We start from the raw sequence: 18,364 nt of genomic DNA on the forward strand, positions 1-18,364 counted from the left end.
CAGCAAAGCGGCAGGCCGGCACAGTGCATGGTCCGGCACACGCGTCGCTGGAACAAATACACATTGGCATAAGCCACACCCGCCAGAGTGCGTTAGCCGACGCCAATCTGCTTACCTCCTATGGCATAAGCTGACTATGAGGCCAGCCGCAAAATGCGCCAGATAGCTGAGGTACTCAAGGGGCTTGCCCAAGCCGCCCAGGGCAGCAGCATGGCAGCCGAAATGCTGGCACCATCTCAGGCGAGGAAAAGAGCATGATGGCCGAAGGCCTGCGCCAACGCATAGGCTACCTAAGCCTGCCTACGGGCGGCCCAGACACGCGCCGCGTGCGCCGCGTCAGAAAAAGGCGGCATGAGCGACCCAGATTTGCTATGTCCCCCTGGAGCCTGGTCACGATCTATTCACCCCGGCGCCAGATAGCGCGGGCCATCCACCGCGTGTTGACCATGTGAGGTTGTCCATGACACATCTTAGGCTTGCACTGTACTTGCTCAGCGCCACCACCCTGGCAGCCCCCATAGACGAGGCCTATGCCGCTTATGCACGCGGCGACAAGCCTGTCGCCCTGCAGCGCTATCGCCAATTGGCTGAGCAGGGCCACGCCCTGGCACAGTTCAACTACGCCATGATGCTGCGGCGGGGTGAGGCCGGGCAAACCCAGGAGGACTGGCTGGTCTGGCTGGAGAAGGCGGCCGCCGGCGGCGTAATGAATGCCAACTATGTTTTGGGCCTGGCCTATGAGCGTGGTGATGGCGTGCCCGTATCGCAGGTACTGGCGACGCGCTGGTTTAAGCTGGCGGCCGAGCAAGGACATACCGAGGCGCAACTCGACCTAGGCACTCAGTACTTCCTGGGCCGTGGCGCACCCAAGGATTACGCCGAGGCAGCACGCTGGTACGAGAAGGCCGCTGAGGGCGGCAATATGGGCGCGCAGTACCTGATTGCCTCCATGTACGAGCATGGCGACGGCAAGCCGGTCGATATCGCCCAGGCCCTGATGTGGTACACCGCTGCCGCGCGCCAGGGCGACCCTGCGGCCAAACTCAAGGCCGAGGTGCTGGCCCGCAGCCGTCCCTGACTGGCCTACCCGCCACACCAGCGAGACCCAGCGGACAAGATGTAGGTACTGCCCGCAACGCCGGCATGGCACCACCACGGTGGTCAACCTGCCCGGCAAGCCCTAAAGCCGACCGGAGTCATGGATTAAACTCCATGACAAGGATATATTGTTTACAAAGCTAGCACGCATAAGGCTTAGCGGATCGGGAGGAAGCCCTGACGTACAAGACAAATGAATAACAGGAGTACCACCATGACCCTGCGAGCCAAGCTGATTGTTCTTGTCACGGGACTTCTGGTCATGATGCTGGGTTTGGGCATCAACAGCCTCACCCGGCTGGCCAGCACCAATGCCGCCTTTGCCACCACCTATAAAGACCGCGTCGTCCCACTGGATCAGCTCAAGGTGGTTGCCGACATGTATGCGGTCAATATCGTGGATACCACCCACAAGGCCAATCACCAGACCATCACCGCAGCAGCTGCTCGTACTGCCGTCGCCGAAGCCAACAAGCAGATAAGGGCAAACTGGCAGGCCTACGCCGCCACTGAGCTCACTGCGGAAGAAAAGCAGCTGGTCGCCGAAGCTGAAACCGCCATGAAGGCTGCCGACATGGCAGTGGCCAAGCTCGATCAGCTGCTGGCTGCTGGCGACACCACTGGGCTTGATGCCTTCGCACGCACCGACCTCTATCCGGCCATAGACCCGATATCAGGCAGCATATCCAAGCTGGTTGAGCTGCAATTGAAAGAGGCACGCAAGAATTATGGCTCTGCTCAGGATGACTACGCCCAGACACGGATGGTGACCTGGATTACCCTGCTGGCCGCCATGGTGATCGCAGGGGGTGTTTCGGCCTGGTTACTGAATGGCATGAACCGCAAGATCGGCACGCTGCGTGAAACCCTGCGGCAGGCTCGCGACAAGCGCGACCTGACCTTACGGGTACCGGTAACCGCCAACGACGAGATAGACAGTATCGCCCGCGCCTACAATACCCTGGCCGACAATATGCAAACCCTGGTACAGGCCGTGGCCAAGGCGGTGGACACCGTCAATCACGAAGCCGAACAACTGGCCAACACCACCCAGCAGGTGGCCCTGGCATCCAACGCAGGTTCCGAGGCCACCAGCGCCATGGCCGCGGCGGTGGAGCAGGTCACCGTCAGCATTGCCCATGTGGCGGACAACGCCCACGAGGCCCATGAGCTGGGTGCCACCAGCCGGCAGCAAGCAGCCAGCGGCGCAGACCAGATACGTGCCACGGTCAGCCATATGCAGGCAATAGACCGCGCCGTGTCCGAGGCCGCCGGCAAGGTGACTACCCTGGGTCAGGACGCCCAGCGCATCACCTCGGTCGTCAGCGTCATCAAGGATGTGGCCGACCAGACCAATCTGCTGGCGCTCAACGCCGCCATCGAAGCCGCCCGAGCCGGCGAGCAAGGGCGCGGCTTTGCCGTAGTGGCCGATGAAGTGCGCAAGCTGGCCGAGCGCACAGCCAATGCCACCATCGATATCCAGCAGATGGTGACCCAGATAGGCGGTAATAGCGAACAGGCTGTCGGCGCAATGAACACCACGGTGGAGCGGGCCCATGAATGTGCCGAACTGGCCAGCCGCGCCGGGCTGTCCATCGCCGCCATCACCGAGGGGGTGGATGCCAGCGAACAGGCTGTCGCCAACATTGCCGAGTCGCTGAACGAACACAAGGCCGGTACTCAGCAGATAGCGCAACAGGTAGAGAAGGTCGCCCAGATCAGCGAAGAAAACACCGCCGCTGTGGCCGCCATGAACCAAACGGCTAGCATGCTAGGCCGGCTGACCCATGAGCTCTGCGGCGAGGTCAACCAGTTCCGCTACGATGCCCGCTGAAGGCCGGCGGCGCACTGGAAACGGGAAGCCGGGGGCCTGCTACACCTGTCGGCAACGGTAGCACCAGAGCGCCGGCCCCAGTGGCTCCGGGGCGGTGGGCACCAGAGTCAGGCTGCTGTCCCCCAATTCGGCCTGGCATGGCAGGTCGGTGGCCAGCCAGTCGTGGTCGAGCAGTACGATGGCCTCGTAACCATTGGCTGGCCCCGGTTGCAGATAGAGCGCCCGCTGGCCATCGCCCGTTACTGGAATCAACCGTATGGCCTGTGCCTCCTGCCCCAGCCAGCGTGCCGTGACGAACAACAAGCCATCGGCCTGGGGCAGGCTGCGTACCGGCCGCGCCAGCCACCACCCGCGCCCCGGCATCTGCAGGGCCATCAAGCCAGAGGCCAGCAGCGCGGCACTATCACCGGGCAACAACAGGCCCACTCCGTTCTCGTCTATGTCCTCCACCTGCGCGCGGCGCAGGTAAGGGTCATTCTCCAGCATGCGCTCGTTCTTCTGGCCCAACAGGCCACGTATGCGCAGGAAATCAAAGGCAGTCTGCAACTGACCCAAGCGGGAGGCGACAATATTGGGACAACGCCCGCTACGCGCCACCCAGCCATGCACCAGTTTGTCGAACACATCGGGCTGGGCATTGGCGGGCAGCCAATCGAGCAAGCCGCCTGTCTGCAGCACCGACTGTGCATAACGCGCCTGCTGCGCCACCGCCTCCAGCCCAAAGCACAGCGCGGGTGATGCCGCACTGGGCCCACCCCAGCCCACCAGGCGGCTGGCCTCATTGGCATCCGGGTCCATGACCAGGGGCGTCGAGCGGTGAAAATCCGGGGCAACAAAGACATGGCCGGCGAGCTGGCGGCAACAACGCGCAGCCAATGCCACCTCATGGCCTTCCACCACGGCAAAGGCATCATGACTCAGCAGCAGATAGGCGAGGGCACGGGCCGGCTCATCCTTGCTGTCGCCGATATGGCGGCCCAATACCCCGTGCCGCACCAGCGCCAGGTAGATGTCCACCGGTCCCGCCCAAATCACTGCCGCCTGTTGCGGGTCATACAGCGCCCTGGCCGTGTGGGCCAGGCCCAACCAATGCAGATATCCGGCAGCCCAGTCACGCAGGTCACCGATACGTCCGGTGCCCTTCTGCAATTGCACCGTCTCGCGTACCGCTTCGATATAGCTGGCATTGGCCAGTTGGTCGGCCAGCAAGGCCAGGCGCTTGCCGGTCATGTCACGTCGTACCGGATTGTCCTTGTTGGCCGCCAGTTCCTCCAGTGCCTGATCAGCCCATTGCCGTGCAGTTGGATCCAGCGCATCTATCAGCTTGCGGGCCGCCGGGCCGCTGGGTGATGCCGCCATGCCCTCGCGCAAGGCTTCCGCCAGGCCATCCAGCGCCGCAATCACGGGCTGGCCAGGCAAGCGCTCCAGAATCAGGCGCAACTCACGTATGGGTGTGTCGGTCTGGAAAATTGGTAGCAGGCGGTCAAACATCGGGCTATGTCTACTCAGGGATGGACAGTATTCTCAGGCTTGTGCGCCTTCAGGTACAGGGTAGTTATCAACAACGGCGGGCCTTTTTGCAGGCTGCCAGAAAAGCCGTTTCATAGCGCTCCAGAATAGCCTTTGTTTCGCCAGCGTCCACCATGGCAGCAAGCGCCTGCTCCAGGCGGCCGCGCTCATCCTTCCACGGCGAGGTCCGCGACATCGAGACATAGCGCATGACCTTGTTGGGCCGCACCCATTCCGCCGCTTTGACCCTGCCGGCAAACTGTGGGTTCTGCAGGAAGGTGGCGGCCACATTGGCACCGGCCGGTACCACATCCACCCGGCCAGCCACCAGCTTGCGGAAATTGGTCATCAGGTCAGGTGCTTCATCCTTCTTGAGCTTGCTGTCGCCATCGAATTCATCAAAGTAGTGCAGCCCCCGAATCACGCCCAGGCGCAGGGGATACAGATCCTCGTACTTCCTTACCTTGCGCTTTTCATCACGACGCAGAAAGAAATAGGTGGGCGACCCAGCCGCATAGGGTGGCTCCAGCAGCACCATCATGGGTTCACGCTCTGCCGTCATGGCCAGGCCCATGGTGACATCGGCCGTCCCTTCCTGCAGCATGCGCAGGCAACGCACCAAGGGGCACTCCACGATCTCCAGCTTTACCTTGAGGCGCTCGGCCAAGCGCGCCATGATCTCCACGTGGGAGCCTGCATAGCCCGTCGGAGTCACTTCCATATAAGGGGGTAGCGGGCGCAGGGCAAATATCAGCTTGTCCGGCGCAGCCCAGGTGGTAGCCGGTACCAGCAAACACAGCAGCGCTACCCATAGGCGAGACATCACCAGCCCTATTCTGCCTTCAAGAAACTGCGTGCCACGGCAATCTGGTCTTCCTGCAGAAAGGTGGGGGCATGCCCTACCCCTTCAAAATCCACCCACGCCGCCTTCGGCCCCCGCTCGCTCATGGCACAGGCAGTATCCACGCTGAGTAGATCCGACTGGGCCCCACGGGTCAGCAGAACAGGGCAGCGGATATTGTCATACAACGGCCAGAGATTGACGTCATCGCCAGCCGCCTTCTGAAACGGTATGGCGATACCGGGGTCGTAGTTCAAGCGCCAACCATTGCCGTCCGGCTTGAGCATCACCTCGGTAAGAAAAGCCCACTGCGCGTCGCTGTGCGGGCCAAAAGGCGCCGATACCGCACGGATATACGCCTCTGCCGCCGCCCGAGAGGGCATGGCCGGCGCCTTGCCGACGTATTCGCCGATGCGCGCCAGGGCGCTTGCCGCCAGCACCGGGCCCACATCATTGAGCAGCAGCCGGCGAATGGGCGTTCCCGGCATGGCCGCCAGTATCATGCCTATCAACCCACCCATGGAGGTGCCCACCCAGTGCACGGTAGCGACATTGAGCCGGGCTATCAGCACCAGCATGTCCTGTACATAGAGCGGCACCTGGTAGCCCATGGGGTCTCGCAACCAATCGCTTTCCCCCCTGCCCACCACATCGGGTGCCACCACCCGAAAATCGCCCGCCAGCGCATGGGCCAGGCTTTCAAAATCCCGCCCATTGCGGGTCAAGCCGTGTGCGCAGACCACCACCCGTGGATTGGCCGCATCACCCCACTCCCGATAGGCCATACGGTATACGCCCGTTTCGCGGCCAACCAGCACATGGGCAAGTCGAGGTGCTGACATGCGTGTCTCCTGCGAGTCATCTGTATGGGGGATACTCAGTTATAGGCTGGAGACACGGCCCTGCGGGGAAATAATGGCCGTGAGGAATGCACAGGATAGGCACGCCAAGCGGTGTGGACCGCCCGGCGATAGGCGGCGGGTTAGCCACGCATGGCCCTGATGGCAAAGGCTATCGCAGCAATCAGCCCTATCAGGTAGGCATTGCTGAGCTTGAAACGCCGGTCGAGCAGCTTGAGCACCAACCCGCCGGCCACACACCATGCCGGCACCATCACAAACTGCTGGAACAGGCCGTAAGCCGCAGCCTGCAGCAGCTCGCCGGAGAAGCCGCCAAACAAGGGCTTGAGCGCCAGGGCGAGATTGATCAGCACCAGGCCTATCACCACGGCACGCGGCACTGGCATATCCAGCGCAGGCTTATCCTCTGCCTGCATCAATGCCCCCTCGCTATCTGACCATCGCGCCGCAGCCCTGCCTGGACAATATTGCCCAGCAAGCCCGTCAGCCACCGGCCTGCTGCGTCCTGCGTGGCCTGATGCAACGCAGGCATGTCCTCACGGCATAGTTGGTACAGCACGGCACGCGTGCCGGGATGGGGGGTCTGGTGCATAAGCGGCAATTCTCTGGGCAAGGCCGCCATTCTACCCCTGGGCGTAGTCGGCCGTAGCACGAGCCGTGCTGCCCTGCGGCGCAGCGCGCAAGTATTGGGCAGGCCACGCGGCAGGCAAACCCAGACTGGCCGCTGCGTGCAAGGGCCAATACGGATCACGCAGCAGTTGCCGCCCCAACAACACCAGATCAGCCCGCCCCTGCGCCAATATGGCCTCGGCCTGGGCAGCATCGGTAATCATGCCGACCGCGCCGCTGGCCAGGCCAGCCTCACGCCGTACCCGTGCCGCAAAGTCCACCTGGTAGCCCGGCCCTACCGGTATCTGTGGTGCCAATGCACTGCCGCCCGACGATACGTCGAGCATATCCACGCCCAGGTTTTTCAGCCTGGCTGCCAGTGCCACGGTCTCATCGGCATTCCAGCCACCCTCCACCCAATCGGTGGCAGAAACCCGCACCAGCAGGGGCAAACCATCGGGCCAGACACCCCGCACCGCCTCCACCGTCTCCAGCAGCAAGCGAATCCGGTTTTCGAAGCGGCCACCGTAGCCATCAGTACGGTGATTGCTCAATGGCGACAGGAACTGGTGCAGCAGGTAGCCATGGGCCGCATGCACCTCGGCCACCTGGAAGCCCGCCGCCAGGGCGCGTCGGGCAGCATCGGCAAAGGCCTGGGGAATGGCAGCCAACCCTGCTGCATCGAGTGCCTTGGGTTGCGGATAGTTATCTGCAAAGGCCAGCTCGCTTGGCCCTACGACGGTCCAGCCGCCTTGATCCAGCGGTACGGCACCGCTGCCCGACCAGGGCCGGTAGCAGCTCGCCTTGCGCCCCGCATGTGCCAGCTGTATGCCAGCCACCGCCCCTTGCGAGCGGATAAATCGGGTAATCCGCGCCAGCGGCGCGATATGGTCATCCGACCAGATGCCAAGATCCTGCGGACTGATACGCCCTTCCGGCAGCACGGCAGTGGCCTCGCTGATGATCAGACCGGCGCCGCCAGCAGCATAGGTTCCCAGATGCACCAGATGCCAATCATTGGCCATGCCCTCATGGGCCGAATACTGGCACATGGGCGATACGGCAATGCGGTTGGGCAGGGTCAGTTCGCGCAGGGTCAATGGTTGAAACAGACAGGACATGGATACGCTCCGATGTGGATAGAGGTGATGCGCCGCATTCTGCGCGGCGCCCGATCAGGACTCAATCGAGGTTTTCTCGGCCACCATTGAATCTGGCTCAGCAATCGCACTGTCAACAATTGGCAGGGCGCAGCCACCATGACAGTGCACAAGGGTGTCACCTGGCTGTCACGTGCAGGCGGCAGCCATAGGGCGCATCATTCCGCCTCACACTGGGGAGTTTCATTCCATGCAGACCGGCATACTCTACGCCGCCGCAGCCTATTTCATCTGGGGCTTGCTGCCGCTCTACCTCAAGGCCATCAAACATGTGCCCGCGATGGAAATCCTCATGCACCGCATGGTCTGGTCGCTGGTGTTCCTCGCCATCGTGCTGGCTGTCCGCAAGCACTGGAGCTGGCTCAAGCCCGCCCTGCAGGACAAGCGCGTGGTCGGTCGCTTCATCGCCAGCGCTGCCATTCTTTCCATCAACTGGTTCATCTATATCTGGGCGGTGAATGACGGCCGCGTGGTGGATGCCAGCCTGGGCTATTTCATCAACCCGCTGGTCAACGTGATGTTGGGCTATTTTCTGCTGCATGAACGGCTGCGGCCAGGCCAATGGGGCGCCATTGCCGTGGCGGCCGCGGGTGTGGTGTGGCTGACGGTACAGGCCGGACAGTTGCCCTGGATAGGCCTGCTGCTGGCCGCCAGCTTCGGTACCTATGGCCTGCTGCGCAAGACGGCCCCCTTGGGCGCACTGGAAGGACTGTCGCTGGAAACCCTGCTGCTGACACCGTTTGCACTGGCCTGGCTGGGTTGGCTGGCGTCACAGGGGCAGAGCGGCTTCGTCAATGGCGATAGCAGCACACATGCCCTGCTGCTGGCGGCCGGCCCCATCACCGCCATACCGCTGCTGCTTTTCGCCGCCGGCGCTCGCCGTATTCCCCTGTCGCTGCTGGGGCTGCTGCAGTACATAGGCCCTACCCTGCAGATGGCTCTGGGTGTCTTCCTCTGGCACGAACCATTCGGCACCGGCAAATTGATCGGTTTTGCCGTGATCTGGTCGGCACTGGCGCTCTATACGTTGGAAGGCTACTGGAACAGCCGGCAGGTGCGCCTGGCTTGAGGGCTTGAGCCTACCTTGAAGTAGCAGGCGCTATCGTAAACGCACGTGCTACCCAGGCACCCGGGGAACCCGGGTGCTAACCATAGTGGCAGCTCAAGCAGCGGCTCCACCTGGATCGATTCCCACCCCTACCCCCGCCCGCCGGCGGGGAACCTCGCTGACGCTCGACAGGGGCACTACCTAGAAAATGGCAGGCGCTATCGTAAACGCACGTGCTACCCAGGCACCCGGGGAACCCGGGTGCTAACCATAGTAGCAGCTCAAGCAGCGGCTCCACCTGGATCGATTCCCACCCCTACCCCCGCCCGCCGGCGGGGAACCTCGCTGACGCTCGACAGGGGCACTACCTAGAAAATGGCAGGCGCTATTGTAAACGCACGTGCTACCCAGGCACCCAGGGAGCCAGGGTGCTAACCATAGTGGCACCTCAAGCAGCGGCTCTACCTTGATCGATTCCCACCCCTACCCCCGCCCGCCGGCGGGGAACCTCGCTGACGCTCGACAGGGGCACTACCTAAAAAATGGCAGGCGATATCGTAAAGGCACATGCTACCCAGGCACCCGTGGAACCCCGGTGCTAACCATTGCGGCAGATCAAGCAACGGCTGGGCCCAGGCCACGCCCAGCCAGCACAATAGCGCCGCCGGCATGTACCGTCGCATGGCCTGCCTCCGTGGGAGTGACTTGATAGCACTATAGCCGCTGGGCTGCGGCAACCCGCTGCCAATGCGACCGGTGTCAGGCTGGGCATGAGTGTCTGTCACCACCATCGGTCTGACGCAACTGGAAGTGCCCTATAATCGGGCATCCATCTGCCGGACTGCACACCATGCATTACGAACATATCGTCCAGATCAACGACGCCAACGACCCCTTGCTCTCGGTCATCAGTCGCAACCAGCTTTGGCGAGGCCTGCTGCGCAGGGTAGAAAAACCGGAAGAGTTCCTGGTCGGGGTTGAATCGGTAGCCATCACGGCACGTGGTGACGGCTGGCTCAAGCGCGATATGCAGCTGGGGCCGCTACGGGTAGAGGATCACATCACGCTGGAAGACGAAGTCCGTATCCATTTCGATACCGCGCCCAGTGCACAGCATCAAGGCGGCAGCTTTACCATGACCATTGAGGAGCCCAATCCGGGCGCCCTGTTCGTGCGTTTCAGCTACCAGACTGCGCTGCCAGAAACTGGCCCGCAGGATACCGATGCCGGCGACGCCTATTTTGCCGACTATGTGAAGTCGGCCTATCGTGATACCGATATCGATGCCATACGCTGGATACGGGAGCTGGTCGAAACAGGCCAGCTGGATTGATTGACGCCAAGGGAGAACACAATATGCATCTAGCCTGCCCGTATTGCGGCGCCACCAACCGAATACCCGATGAGCGCCTGGACGATGGCCCCAGTTGCGGTAAATGCAAACAGCCGCTGATGGCGGCCGAGCCCGTGGACATCAGTGATGCCAACCTGCCGGGTTTTCTGGCCAACACCGAGCTGCCCGTGCTGATTGACTTCTGGGCCGCCTGGTGTGGCCCATGTCAGATGATGGCGCCCCATTTTGAAGAAGCTGCACGGCAGCAGCCACGCATACGCTTTGCCAAGGTGGACAGCGATGCGGCTCCTGCCGCCAGCCGCTATTTCGGCATACGCAGCATCCCCACCCTGCTGCTGATGTATCAGGGCCAGGAGATCGCCCGCCAAAGCGGTGTGATGAGTGCGCCACAGCTGCTGGCCTGGGCGGAAAGCCAACTGGCAAGCAAGCCATAGAGGGCAGCATCAGGCTGCAACCCTGAGTCCAGGCCTCAGCCCATATAAAAAAGCCGCGCGGTACGCACCGTCGCGGCTTTTTCGTCGGAACCCCTGCTGACGCAGGACACGACGCCCAGATGGGATGGACCCAATCGGGCTTAACGTCGGAATAGGTAGATTAACCAACCCATAATAACGCTCCTTTCACTTTCGGCATCCCGTCACAAGTCGTGAGACCTGGGCGGTAGCTGTACGCGGGCGGTTGCAACCCTTGCCTTATTTCACTGACAACCACCGGCCACAGGCACATAGCTAATGTGAAACTTCGCCTGCTCCGGCCCACGGCACCCCAACGGCGCCGCGCTTTGATTATGCCTTGTCAAGCATAACAAACTGATTTTACAGGATTGTTGCAAAACAGCAAAGTGCAGATTGTACCAAGCTGGTATACTGGCGCCGCCGGATACGCTCCAGTCTTCGTATCCGCTCAGGTCTTCACCGCTCTTGGTGCCCTGCACTCCCGCTGTATACCCTTCGTCATCCGCCGCAGACTGGCGCTCCATCGCGGAGCCAGGCCGATGCCCCGGAGTTTCCATGTCTTTTGCTGATCTCGGCCTGTCCGACGATATCGTTCGCGCCGTTACCGAACTCGGTTACACCGAGCCCACCCCCATCCAGCTGCAGGCCATTCCTGCCGTACTGACCGGCCGTGACCTGCTGGCAGGCGCCCAGACCGGCACTGGCAAGACCGCCGGCTTTACCCTGCCCATCCTGCACCGCTTGGCCAACCGCGCCGCCAAGGGCCCTTCCACTGGCCGCCCACCGGTACGCGCACTGATACTGACCCCCACCCGCGAGCTGGCAGCACAGGTGGAAGAGTCCGTGCGTAACTACGGCAAATACCTCAAGCTGACGTCCATGACCATGTTTGGTGGCGTCAGCATCAACCCGCAGATCAAGCAACTCCGCAGCCGGGTCGACATCCTGGTCGCCACGCCTGGCCGACTGCTGGATCACGTGCAGCAAGGTACGCTGGATCTCTCCAAGGTCGAGATCCTGGTACTGGATGAAGCCGACCGCATGCTGGACATGGGCTTTATCCGCGATATCAAGAAGATACTCTCGCTGCTGCCACGCGAACGGCAGAACCTACTGTTTTCGGCCACCTTCTCCGACGAGATCAAGGCCCTGGCAGACAGCCTGCTGCAATCGCCAGAGCTGATCGAGGTTGCGCGCCGCAATGCCACCGCCGATACCATCGCCCAGAAGATCTACCCGGTGGACCGCGATAAGAAGCGCCAGTTGCTGGCGCACCTGATCAAGGAACACAACTGGTTCCAGGTGCTGGTCTTCACCCGCACCAAGCATGGCGCCAACCGTTTGGCCGAACAGTTGGACAAGGATGGCATCAGCGCCCTGGCCATCCACGGCAACAAGAGCCAGGGTGCTCGCACCCGTGCGCTCAGTGAATTCAAGGATGGCACCCTGCAGGTACTGGTGGCCACTGATATCGCCGCCCGTGGCATTGATATCGATCAGCTACCCCATGTGGTGAACTACGAACTGCCCAATGTGCCCGAAGACTATGTGCACCGCATCGGCCGCACCGGCCGTGCCGGCGCCGAGGGCGAGGCCGTATCGCTGGTCTGCGTGGACGAGAAGAAGCTGCTGGCCGATATCGAGCGTGTGATCAAGCGCGAGATACCGCGCGAGATCGTACCGGGTTTCGAGCCCGATCCCCATGCCAAGCCCGAACCCATCCAGCAGCGCTCCGGCGGCGGTGGCCGTCAGGGTCAAGGCCAGGGGCGCGGCCGCAGCGGTGGTGGCAGTGGTCAACCACGCCAGCCCCAAGGCAGTGGCAGCGGCAAGCCCGCTGGCAGCCAAGGCCAGGGCAAGACCCAGTCGCGCCAACCGGTAGCCCAGGCGGGCAACCATAATAGCCGGGGACCCGGCGTAGGACGCCGCCCTACCGGCCGTCATCACTGAGGATAAAGCATGAAGAAAGTTGAACTGGAAAAGCTGCGCGGCTTGAAGATCAACACCAAGCTAGCCAAGAGCGATGTACCCGATCGTTTCGGCAAGGCCTCGGGCGGCCAGGCAGCGGCCCCGGAACCCAAGGGCCTGCTGGGTGCGCTGCTAAAGAAGGCGCCCAAATAGGCTGCAAGCAGCTAAGTAGAAAGCCGGCACCATGTGCCGGCTTTTTTTGCGTCCTGACACAATCTCGATCAAGGCATCAGGCAATCCATCCAAGTTAAGGTCCATGCGGCTCTGGCGTTGCTGACCACTCGTCTCATAAAGGCGCACCTGGAAGCAGCCGCGCAAAGCATCGGAGTTATCACGCCGATTCAGGTAAATGCAGCTGCCATTGCGTTCAAACAGTTCATAGCGCATTGCACCGCACCCGCTGTTGATACGCGCATGACCTAGTACTCAGCACGACAGGCACGAGCCAAAATGCCTGTCAAACTTGGGTAAATGATGGTGCCCGGTGATTACCTGCCAATACCAGCCGGCAATACTAGCCTTGACGCCTTGGCTGTCGCACCTGCCAATCCGTAAACGTATATCGGTTGATCTCCGGATAGCCACCAAAAGTCTCAGACCCGAACGCGTCCGCAATGCTTTGCGCATTGGAAAAAGCAGAGTGGCAGCTCATCACCTTGATAGCTTCAGTCGCATCACGGCCTCTCCATTCGTCCCTCGCATAGCGGGCAAACAATTTCCCTGTGATTGGCCGCACCATGTTTGGCTCGCGGTTCAGGATGCCGCCTGGCTTATATTCCACACTGGCAAACATGGTGTTACCGGCTCCATGTGCAGCAATCGTGTCGTAGGTCTGCGAGTCAGGTTGATAATCAAGGGTAAGTGCCGCGTCGTAGTTGCCATAACGGGCGATGAATCTGTCTGCGGTTGTATTGGCCTCGGCCTGTGGCGCCATGACCAATAGACGCTTGCTCAGCCTAGCACCTCTTTGATTCCGAGCAGGGGTGATCAAATCCAGTTCGCTTTCCGTCAAAGGGACTGGAATGATCTTGTTGCTGAGCAAGCCCAGATACGCGCCCGACGTCAGTAGGCCACCACCCGCGCCGCCGAAGAAACCGACCGTCATACTGAGTGCAGTCGTCTTGCTGAAAAAAGGTTGTCCGGTCGCCAACGAGGTGACACCGGCCGAGGTCGCGGCACCGGCCAATCCGCCGATCCCCGCCGAGCAGACAGACCCGATACGGGCAATCGCGCTTTGCGACAAACCTTGGGACAGCGCGTTACGCATTGCAACGCGTCCAGCATAACCGCCGACCCCTGCACCGACAGCGCCGCCAAGCGCGCCGCTGGCCAAATCCATCAAGGCGCGTCCACCGCTGAGTTTCTGACCAGAGATAGCGGCACGATAACCGTTGGCGGTGATGCTACCGGCTGCACCGGCCAGTGCCGTCACACCGGTGCTTGCAAGCAGGCTCTCTGGGCCGAAGACCATGGCCGCTGCCATGCCGCCGAAAAAGCCGGTGAAGACGGTAGCGAAACTGCCGACGATCCCACCGACGACCGCGCCGGCAATGTTGGCCGCTTCTGAGTGCCCAGTCGGATCGATCAGATTGATCGGGTCACCCGAACAATAGGCGTAGCGGTTATCGTTCAGCACGCTGTCCATGGTCATGAAACGCATCAAGCCTGGGTGGTAGCAACGTGCGCGCAAATAAACCAATCCGTTAGATGGATCCGCATACTCCTGATTCCAGGTGAAGCTCTGCTTGGCGCTGATATCCCCCTGACTGGTGACTGCGCCATAGGGGTCATAGCTGAAGATGGCACTCTCACCGTTAGCGTCCTGCAGCAAGGCCGTCGAACCCGCTGCGGCCATGTAATAACCGGATGCTTGCTGACCTTCGTACGCTGCCAGTCGGTCAGGACCGCTGAACAGGAAGCTGGTCCAGTCCTCTGCGGTACTTTGCGACAAGATCGCGTTGACTGCACCGCTGTAGTAGTACTGCAGTTTGCTGCCGCTTGCGGTATTGCTGTTCGACGCCAAGGCACCGTCAGGGTAGTAGTCATAGTCAGCCGGTGCGGGGGCCGTACCCGAGACCTGAATCAGCTGATCCAGCGCATTGTAGGCGTATTGGCGTCCGCTACCGTCGGACGTCATACGGCCATTCTGGTCGTACACAATACCGGCACCGACAAGCTGGTCGATTGCGTTATAGGTGTAGTTGCTGACCACGCCATTGGTAGTCTTGCTGAGCGGGTTACTGTTACCGTCATAGGCAAAGGCAATTTGTAAGGCTGGCTTACCGTTGCTATAGGTAGTCGTCGTGCCGACCAGCTGATTCAACCCGTCATACAGGTAGCTCCTGCTGTAGTTGACTGCAGAATCGTTACAGGTAGCGGACGAGACCGCGGTTTCTATCAGGCGACTGGCGGTATCTCGCGTGTAGCGCGTATTCAATACGCTGGCGCCGGCAGCATTCGCGATGGCGGTAGCACTGAGTTCCCCGAAGCCGTTGTACGCATACTGCCACGTGAATTGGCCCGATCCAGTCAATTCAACACCTTGCAGCACACCTGCCGTATGGTTGATGGTTCCATATACGTTGGTGATGGTATCTATGCCGTTGGTGCGCTTGGCGATGCGGCCATAGGTATCGAACAGATTGGAAGTCACCATGCCGGATGCATCAGTTTGCGAAGTGATCCTCGAAAAAGTATCAACGCTATACGATTGCGACCGACCATCAGGGTAGGTGATGGATTTCGCGCTGCCGTCCAGATAATAGTCGTACAGAATGGCAGCGCCACCGAGCGTCACGCTCTGGATACGGTCGTTCGGGTAATAGCTGCAATCGATGCTGCCACCATTCCATGCGGTCTGTAGCAGCTTGCCCACTTTGTCATAGCTATAAGAGATGACGGTACCGTCGAAACGGGTCCGCGTCAGCATCCGGCCGTCGTCGTCGTAGCTGTAGGATTCGACCTGGTCCAATTGATTGGTGACCGAAACAAGCAGGTTGGCAGCGTTGTAACGGGGTATGCACGCGTCGTTCTGGAAGCTCCGGCCATCCGCATAATCGGTCTGCTTGGCGTACCCCAGCGGATTGCCGAACAGGTCGTAAAACGTATTACGGGTCGTTGTAAGCTGCGGCCCGCTGTATCCGCTGCAAACTTCGGTAATCACCTTTGCTTCGACATCGTAGCTATAACTGTTTTCATACAGCGCCTGCGGATTCCCACCCTGCTTGGGAAGCTGGCTGATGACCGTACGCAGTATTTGGCCCAGCCCGCTATATTCGGATTCATTCAGCTTGGCGTACGAGCTGGTGCTGTCATCTGGGTCGGGGTAGGACGTCAACGTTTGGGTCCGGCCCAATCCATCCAGCTGGGTCACATCGCGCAGGATATCGTTGGTGTAAGCGGACACCGAGAGCTGCGCGTCATCGAATACGGTGGTGCCCACATTGCCCAGTGGATCGGTAGACTGAACCAGGCGATTCAGGCTGTCATACTGGTAACGCGTGACAAGGCCCAGCTCATCGATATCCTGCGACGGATTGCCTAGCGGTCCATAGCACTTCTGGCGCAGACAGCGATTGGGGCTGCCCCCCTCCATGGATGGGTCGCCGTTATCCATCAATTTGACCGGCCGGCCAAGTGCGTCGAAAAACAGTTCTGTGAGATAGCCATTCGGAGCACTGCTCAAGACACTGTTAGCCTGATCGGTTGCAAACAGCTTGTAGGTGGTCAACGTCGTCAATCCGAGCGCATCAGTTTGCTTGCTTACGCGACCGAGCAAGTCGAACTCGAAGGTTTGGCTCTCGCCAAGCGGGGTTGTCATGAGTACCGCCGGACCGGATGGCTTGGTGACATCATAGGTAGTCTTGGTAACGGCCCCTATGGCGTTGGTCAGTGATACCGTCAGGAGGTAAGAACTGGGGTCATACGCATAGGCACAGGTCGAACTGGTCGACGCCACGCTGCCCTCTGAATAGCTTGCATCCTGCGACCAAGCCAGCACGGTGGATATCAACCTCCCTTGCTGGTCGTAGCCGTAGCAGGTGGTTTTCCAGGGAGCCCAGCTATCCTGTGCATTGGTCCTGAACAGTACGGCTGCCGAAGCCAGGCTCTTTTGATCGGCTGACAGCGTGTAGGCGACCTGCCGCTGAAAGCCGGTGACATTGTCGATATAAATTTCTGTGGCAGGCATCTCCCCGCCCCAGGATGCCACCGTATAACTGAAGCTCGCAGCAATCTGGCTTTTGAAAGCCTGCGCAGTCCGGTCATAGCAAAGCTCTTCCGATGACAACATCTGCCCATAATCGTCATAGCTGCTAGTCGATTTTCGTATCGGCAGGTAGTCGCTCACGGCGGCGGAATAGACGAACTGCTCGGTCGTGACAGGCCTGTTGTAATTGACCGAGCGTGCATGCAAATCCGGATTGATCAAATAGCTGTATAGCGCGCGGTACCCGCACTGGACCTCGTGTGAGGCATCTACTAGATAGTGTTCCTCGCGGACCGGCGCGTGCAGATAGTTGTAATACACCCTGGATGCCGAAAGCAGGGCACCGCTTGCATCGCACTTGGAAGTCAATACGTCGTAGAGATACAAGGTGTTGTTGCTGTCCATCAGGCTATCGGTCCCAGCCGACATCCGATACCCTGCCGCATAACCGGTAAAGGTATTACCGTCGCTGTCGGTCCCGAAGGCATACGTCGTGCAATCGGCGATGCTGGCATCACTATCCAAGTGGGTTAGCATGGAGACCGCAGGAAAAGCCGATTCCGCGCCATTGGCGTCCACATAGGGAATACGGGTGTACGTCATCGTGGTATTCAGACCCGTGGGGTACTGGATAGTCGAGACCACGGTTTGGTTAGCGAAGGCGGTGTAGTTCAGCACCGTCGCATTGCCAAGAGGATCGACGATGTTTTCCACGCCACGCGAGGAAAAATTGATCGTGTTTTGTCCGCCGTCTGGAGTGGTGATGATGATTGCGTTCGAACCATAACCAAAACGCACAACCTGACCAAAACTATCGGTGATGTAATCAAGCTGATTGTTCAATGCCCCGCTGAACTGATCGGTATAGAAGTAATTGATGTGGTTGCCGAACAAGTCGGCGTGCTCGACCAGCTTGCCAGTGGCATCGTAGTAGTCGCATCCGCCATCGCCATAGGTCAGTGTGTAGGCATATGTGCCCGGCTGGCCCGAGGGTAGAGGCTGGTCAGGCACCACTGGCGAAAACTTGATCCCATGGTCGTTCACGTAACGCAGCCCTGACTGATAACCAGTTTCGTCCGACCAAGTGAGGTCAACGATGCTGGTTTGGCCTTGAGTAGTAAGGGACGAGCCGGGCACCACGAACGCAATGCCAAAACTCCACCCTGACGGCAAGCCCATCAGGCCCGTGGTACCTGACGCGTAGGACAGATTGATGTTGAGCCCTATGCTGGAGGTGATACCCCGAAGGTTCACGAGCAATTTGGAAAAGGAAAATGATCCGGTGTTAGGATTTACGGATTCTGCGGTAGAAAAAGACTGGTTAAACGCTTGGGAATTCTGGTATTGACTGCTGCCGCTCATGATAAGCGCCTCCTATCCGCATCTATTTTGGTGTCGACAGCAGCCATACCGTCCCAAGGCTG

At 60.4% G+C, this 18,364-nt stretch carries 15 protein-coding genes; 7 read left to right on the forward strand and 8 right to left on the reverse strand.

Features of this window, described 5'->3' with window-relative positions; genetic code table 11:
- The first annotated feature begins 460 nt into the window (after positions 1-460).
- On the forward strand, positions 461-1,078 hold the full coding sequence (locus QQK16_RS17750) for a tetratricopeptide repeat protein (RefSeq protein WP_284197817.1): 618 nt from the start codon (positions 461-463) through the stop codon (positions 1,076-1,078).
- A gap of 234 nt (positions 1,079-1,312) precedes the next feature.
- On the forward strand, positions 1,313-2,932 hold the full coding sequence (locus QQK16_RS17755; RefSeq protein ID WP_284197818.1) for a methyl-accepting chemotaxis protein: 1,620 nt from the start codon (positions 1,313-1,315) through the stop codon (positions 2,930-2,932).
- A 39-nt stretch (positions 2,933-2,971) separates the two neighbouring features.
- On the opposite strand, the gene QQK16_RS17760 is transcribed toward QQK16_RS17755, so the two are convergent.
- The 6 genes from QQK16_RS17760 to QQK16_RS17785 form a co-directional block, all read right to left on the reverse strand.
- On the reverse strand, positions 2,972-4,423 hold the full coding sequence (locus QQK16_RS17760; protein WP_284197819.1) for a hypothetical protein: 1,452 nt from the start codon (positions 4,421-4,423) through the stop codon (positions 2,972-2,974).
- A 67-nt stretch (positions 4,424-4,490) separates the two neighbouring features.
- A complete protein-coding gene (locus QQK16_RS17765; RefSeq protein WP_284197918.1) occupies positions 4,491-5,264 on the reverse strand; it encodes a substrate-binding periplasmic protein in 774 nt (257 codons plus the stop codon).
- 8 nt (positions 5,265-5,272) lie between these two features.
- On the reverse strand, positions 5,273-6,124 hold the full coding sequence (locus tag QQK16_RS17770) for an alpha/beta fold hydrolase (RefSeq protein ID WP_284197820.1): 852 nt from the start codon (positions 6,122-6,124) through the stop codon (positions 5,273-5,275).
- A gap of 140 nt (positions 6,125-6,264) precedes the next feature.
- On the reverse strand, positions 6,265-6,558 hold the full coding sequence (locus QQK16_RS17775; RefSeq protein ID WP_284197821.1) for a hypothetical protein: 294 nt from the start codon (positions 6,556-6,558) through the stop codon (positions 6,265-6,267).
- On the reverse strand, positions 6,558-6,734 hold the full coding sequence (locus QQK16_RS17780) for a hypothetical protein (protein ID WP_284197822.1): 177 nt from the start codon (positions 6,732-6,734) through the stop codon (positions 6,558-6,560). Before QQK16_RS17780 ends, QQK16_RS17775 begins: the two co-directional genes overlap by 1 nt.
- Positions 6,735-6,765: 31 nt before the next feature.
- The gene (locus tag QQK16_RS17785) at positions 6,766-7,872 is read right to left on the reverse strand and encodes an NADH:flavin oxidoreductase/NADH oxidase (RefSeq protein WP_284197823.1); all 1,107 of its coding nucleotides are present in this window, start codon (positions 7,870-7,872) and stop codon (positions 6,766-6,768) included.
- A gap of 229 nt (positions 7,873-8,101) precedes the next feature.
- On the opposite strand from QQK16_RS17785, the gene rarD reads away from it, so the two are divergent.
- The 5 genes from rarD (at position 8,102) to QQK16_RS17810 (ending at position 12,886) form a co-directional block, all read left to right on the forward strand.
- Positions 8,102-8,980 (forward strand): EamA family transporter RarD, encoded by an 879-nt coding sequence (gene rarD, locus QQK16_RS17790; RefSeq protein ID WP_284197824.1) that lies wholly within the window; start codon positions 8,102-8,104, stop codon positions 8,978-8,980.
- 829 nt (positions 8,981-9,809) lie between these two features.
- The gene (locus QQK16_RS17795) at positions 9,810-10,292 is read left to right on the forward strand and encodes an SRPBCC family protein (RefSeq protein WP_284197825.1); all 483 of its coding nucleotides are present in this window, start codon (positions 9,810-9,812) and stop codon (positions 10,290-10,292) included.
- Positions 10,293-10,315: 23 nt separating this feature from the next.
- On the forward strand, positions 10,316-10,747 hold the full coding sequence (gene trxC, locus QQK16_RS17800; protein ID WP_284197826.1) for a thioredoxin TrxC: 432 nt from the start codon (positions 10,316-10,318) through the stop codon (positions 10,745-10,747).
- 576 nt (positions 10,748-11,323) lie between these two features.
- Complete coding sequence (locus tag QQK16_RS17805; RefSeq protein ID WP_284197827.1) at positions 11,324-12,715, forward strand: DEAD/DEAH box helicase; 1,392 nt, start codon at positions 11,324-11,326, stop codon at positions 12,713-12,715.
- A 9-nt stretch (positions 12,716-12,724) separates the two neighbouring features.
- The gene (locus QQK16_RS17810; protein WP_284197828.1) at positions 12,725-12,886 is read left to right on the forward strand and encodes a hypothetical protein; all 162 of its coding nucleotides are present in this window, start codon (positions 12,725-12,727) and stop codon (positions 12,884-12,886) included.
- Here the strand turns inward: QQK16_RS17810 and QQK16_RS17815 are convergent.
- Positions 12,866-13,120 carry a hypothetical protein gene (locus tag QQK16_RS17815; RefSeq protein ID WP_284197829.1) on the reverse strand — a complete coding sequence of 85 codons (255 nt, stop codon included), beginning with the start codon at positions 13,118-13,120 and terminating at the stop codon, positions 12,866-12,868. The two genes, QQK16_RS17810 and QQK16_RS17815, sit on opposite strands and share 21 nt — an antisense overlap.
- A gap of 127 nt (positions 13,121-13,247) precedes the next feature.
- A complete protein-coding gene (locus QQK16_RS17820) occupies positions 13,248-18,302 on the reverse strand; it encodes an RHS repeat domain-containing protein (protein ID WP_284197830.1) in 5,055 nt (1,684 codons plus the stop codon).
- Positions 18,303-18,364 lie beyond the last annotated feature (62 nt).

This window comes from Chitinimonas prasina (assembly GCF_030160395.1).
Lineage (GTDB): Bacteria > Pseudomonadota > Gammaproteobacteria > Burkholderiales > Chitinimonadaceae > Chitinimonas > Chitinimonas prasina.

Excerpts from the sequence above, each read along its gene's own strand:
- QQK16_RS17785 (WP_284197823.1), bottom strand. The coding sequence starts at position 7,872 with ATGTCCTGTCTGTTTCAACCATTGACCCTGCGCGAACTGACCCTGCCC.
- QQK16_RS17820 (WP_284197830.1), bottom strand. The coding sequence starts at position 18,302 with ATGAGCGGCAGCAGTCAATACCAGAATTCCCAAGCGTTTAACCAGTCT.
- rarD (WP_284197824.1), top strand. The coding sequence starts at position 8,102 with ATGCAGACCGGCATACTCTACGCCGCCGCAGCCTATTTCATCTGGGGC.
- trxC (WP_284197826.1), top strand. The coding sequence starts at position 10,316 with ATGCATCTAGCCTGCCCGTATTGCGGCGCCACCAACCGAATACCCGAT.
- QQK16_RS17805 (WP_284197827.1), top strand. The coding sequence starts at position 11,324 with ATGTCTTTTGCTGATCTCGGCCTGTCCGACGATATCGTTCGCGCCGTT.
- QQK16_RS17780 (WP_284197822.1), bottom strand. The coding sequence starts at position 6,734 with ATGCACCAGACCCCCCATCCCGGCACGCGTGCCGTGCTGTACCAACTA.
- QQK16_RS17750 (WP_284197817.1), top strand. The coding sequence starts at position 461 with ATGACACATCTTAGGCTTGCACTGTACTTGCTCAGCGCCACCACCCTG.
- QQK16_RS17755 (WP_284197818.1), top strand. The coding sequence starts at position 1,313 with ATGACCCTGCGAGCCAAGCTGATTGTTCTTGTCACGGGACTTCTGGTC.
- QQK16_RS17760 (WP_284197819.1), bottom strand. The coding sequence starts at position 4,423 with ATGTTTGACCGCCTGCTACCAATTTTCCAGACCGACACACCCATACGT.
- QQK16_RS17815 (WP_284197829.1), bottom strand. The coding sequence starts at position 13,120 with ATGCGCTATGAACTGTTTGAACGCAATGGCAGCTGCATTTACCTGAAT.
- QQK16_RS17810 (WP_284197828.1), top strand. The coding sequence starts at position 12,725 with ATGAAGAAAGTTGAACTGGAAAAGCTGCGCGGCTTGAAGATCAACACC.
- QQK16_RS17795 (WP_284197825.1), top strand. The coding sequence starts at position 9,810 with ATGCATTACGAACATATCGTCCAGATCAACGACGCCAACGACCCCTTG.
- QQK16_RS17775 (WP_284197821.1), bottom strand. The coding sequence starts at position 6,558 with ATGCAGGCAGAGGATAAGCCTGCGCTGGATATGCCAGTGCCGCGTGCC.
- QQK16_RS17765 (WP_284197918.1), bottom strand. The coding sequence starts at position 5,264 with ATGTCTCGCCTATGGGTAGCGCTGCTGTGTTTGCTGGTACCGGCTACC.
- QQK16_RS17770 (WP_284197820.1), bottom strand. The coding sequence starts at position 6,124 with ATGTCAGCACCTCGACTTGCCCATGTGCTGGTTGGCCGCGAAACGGGC.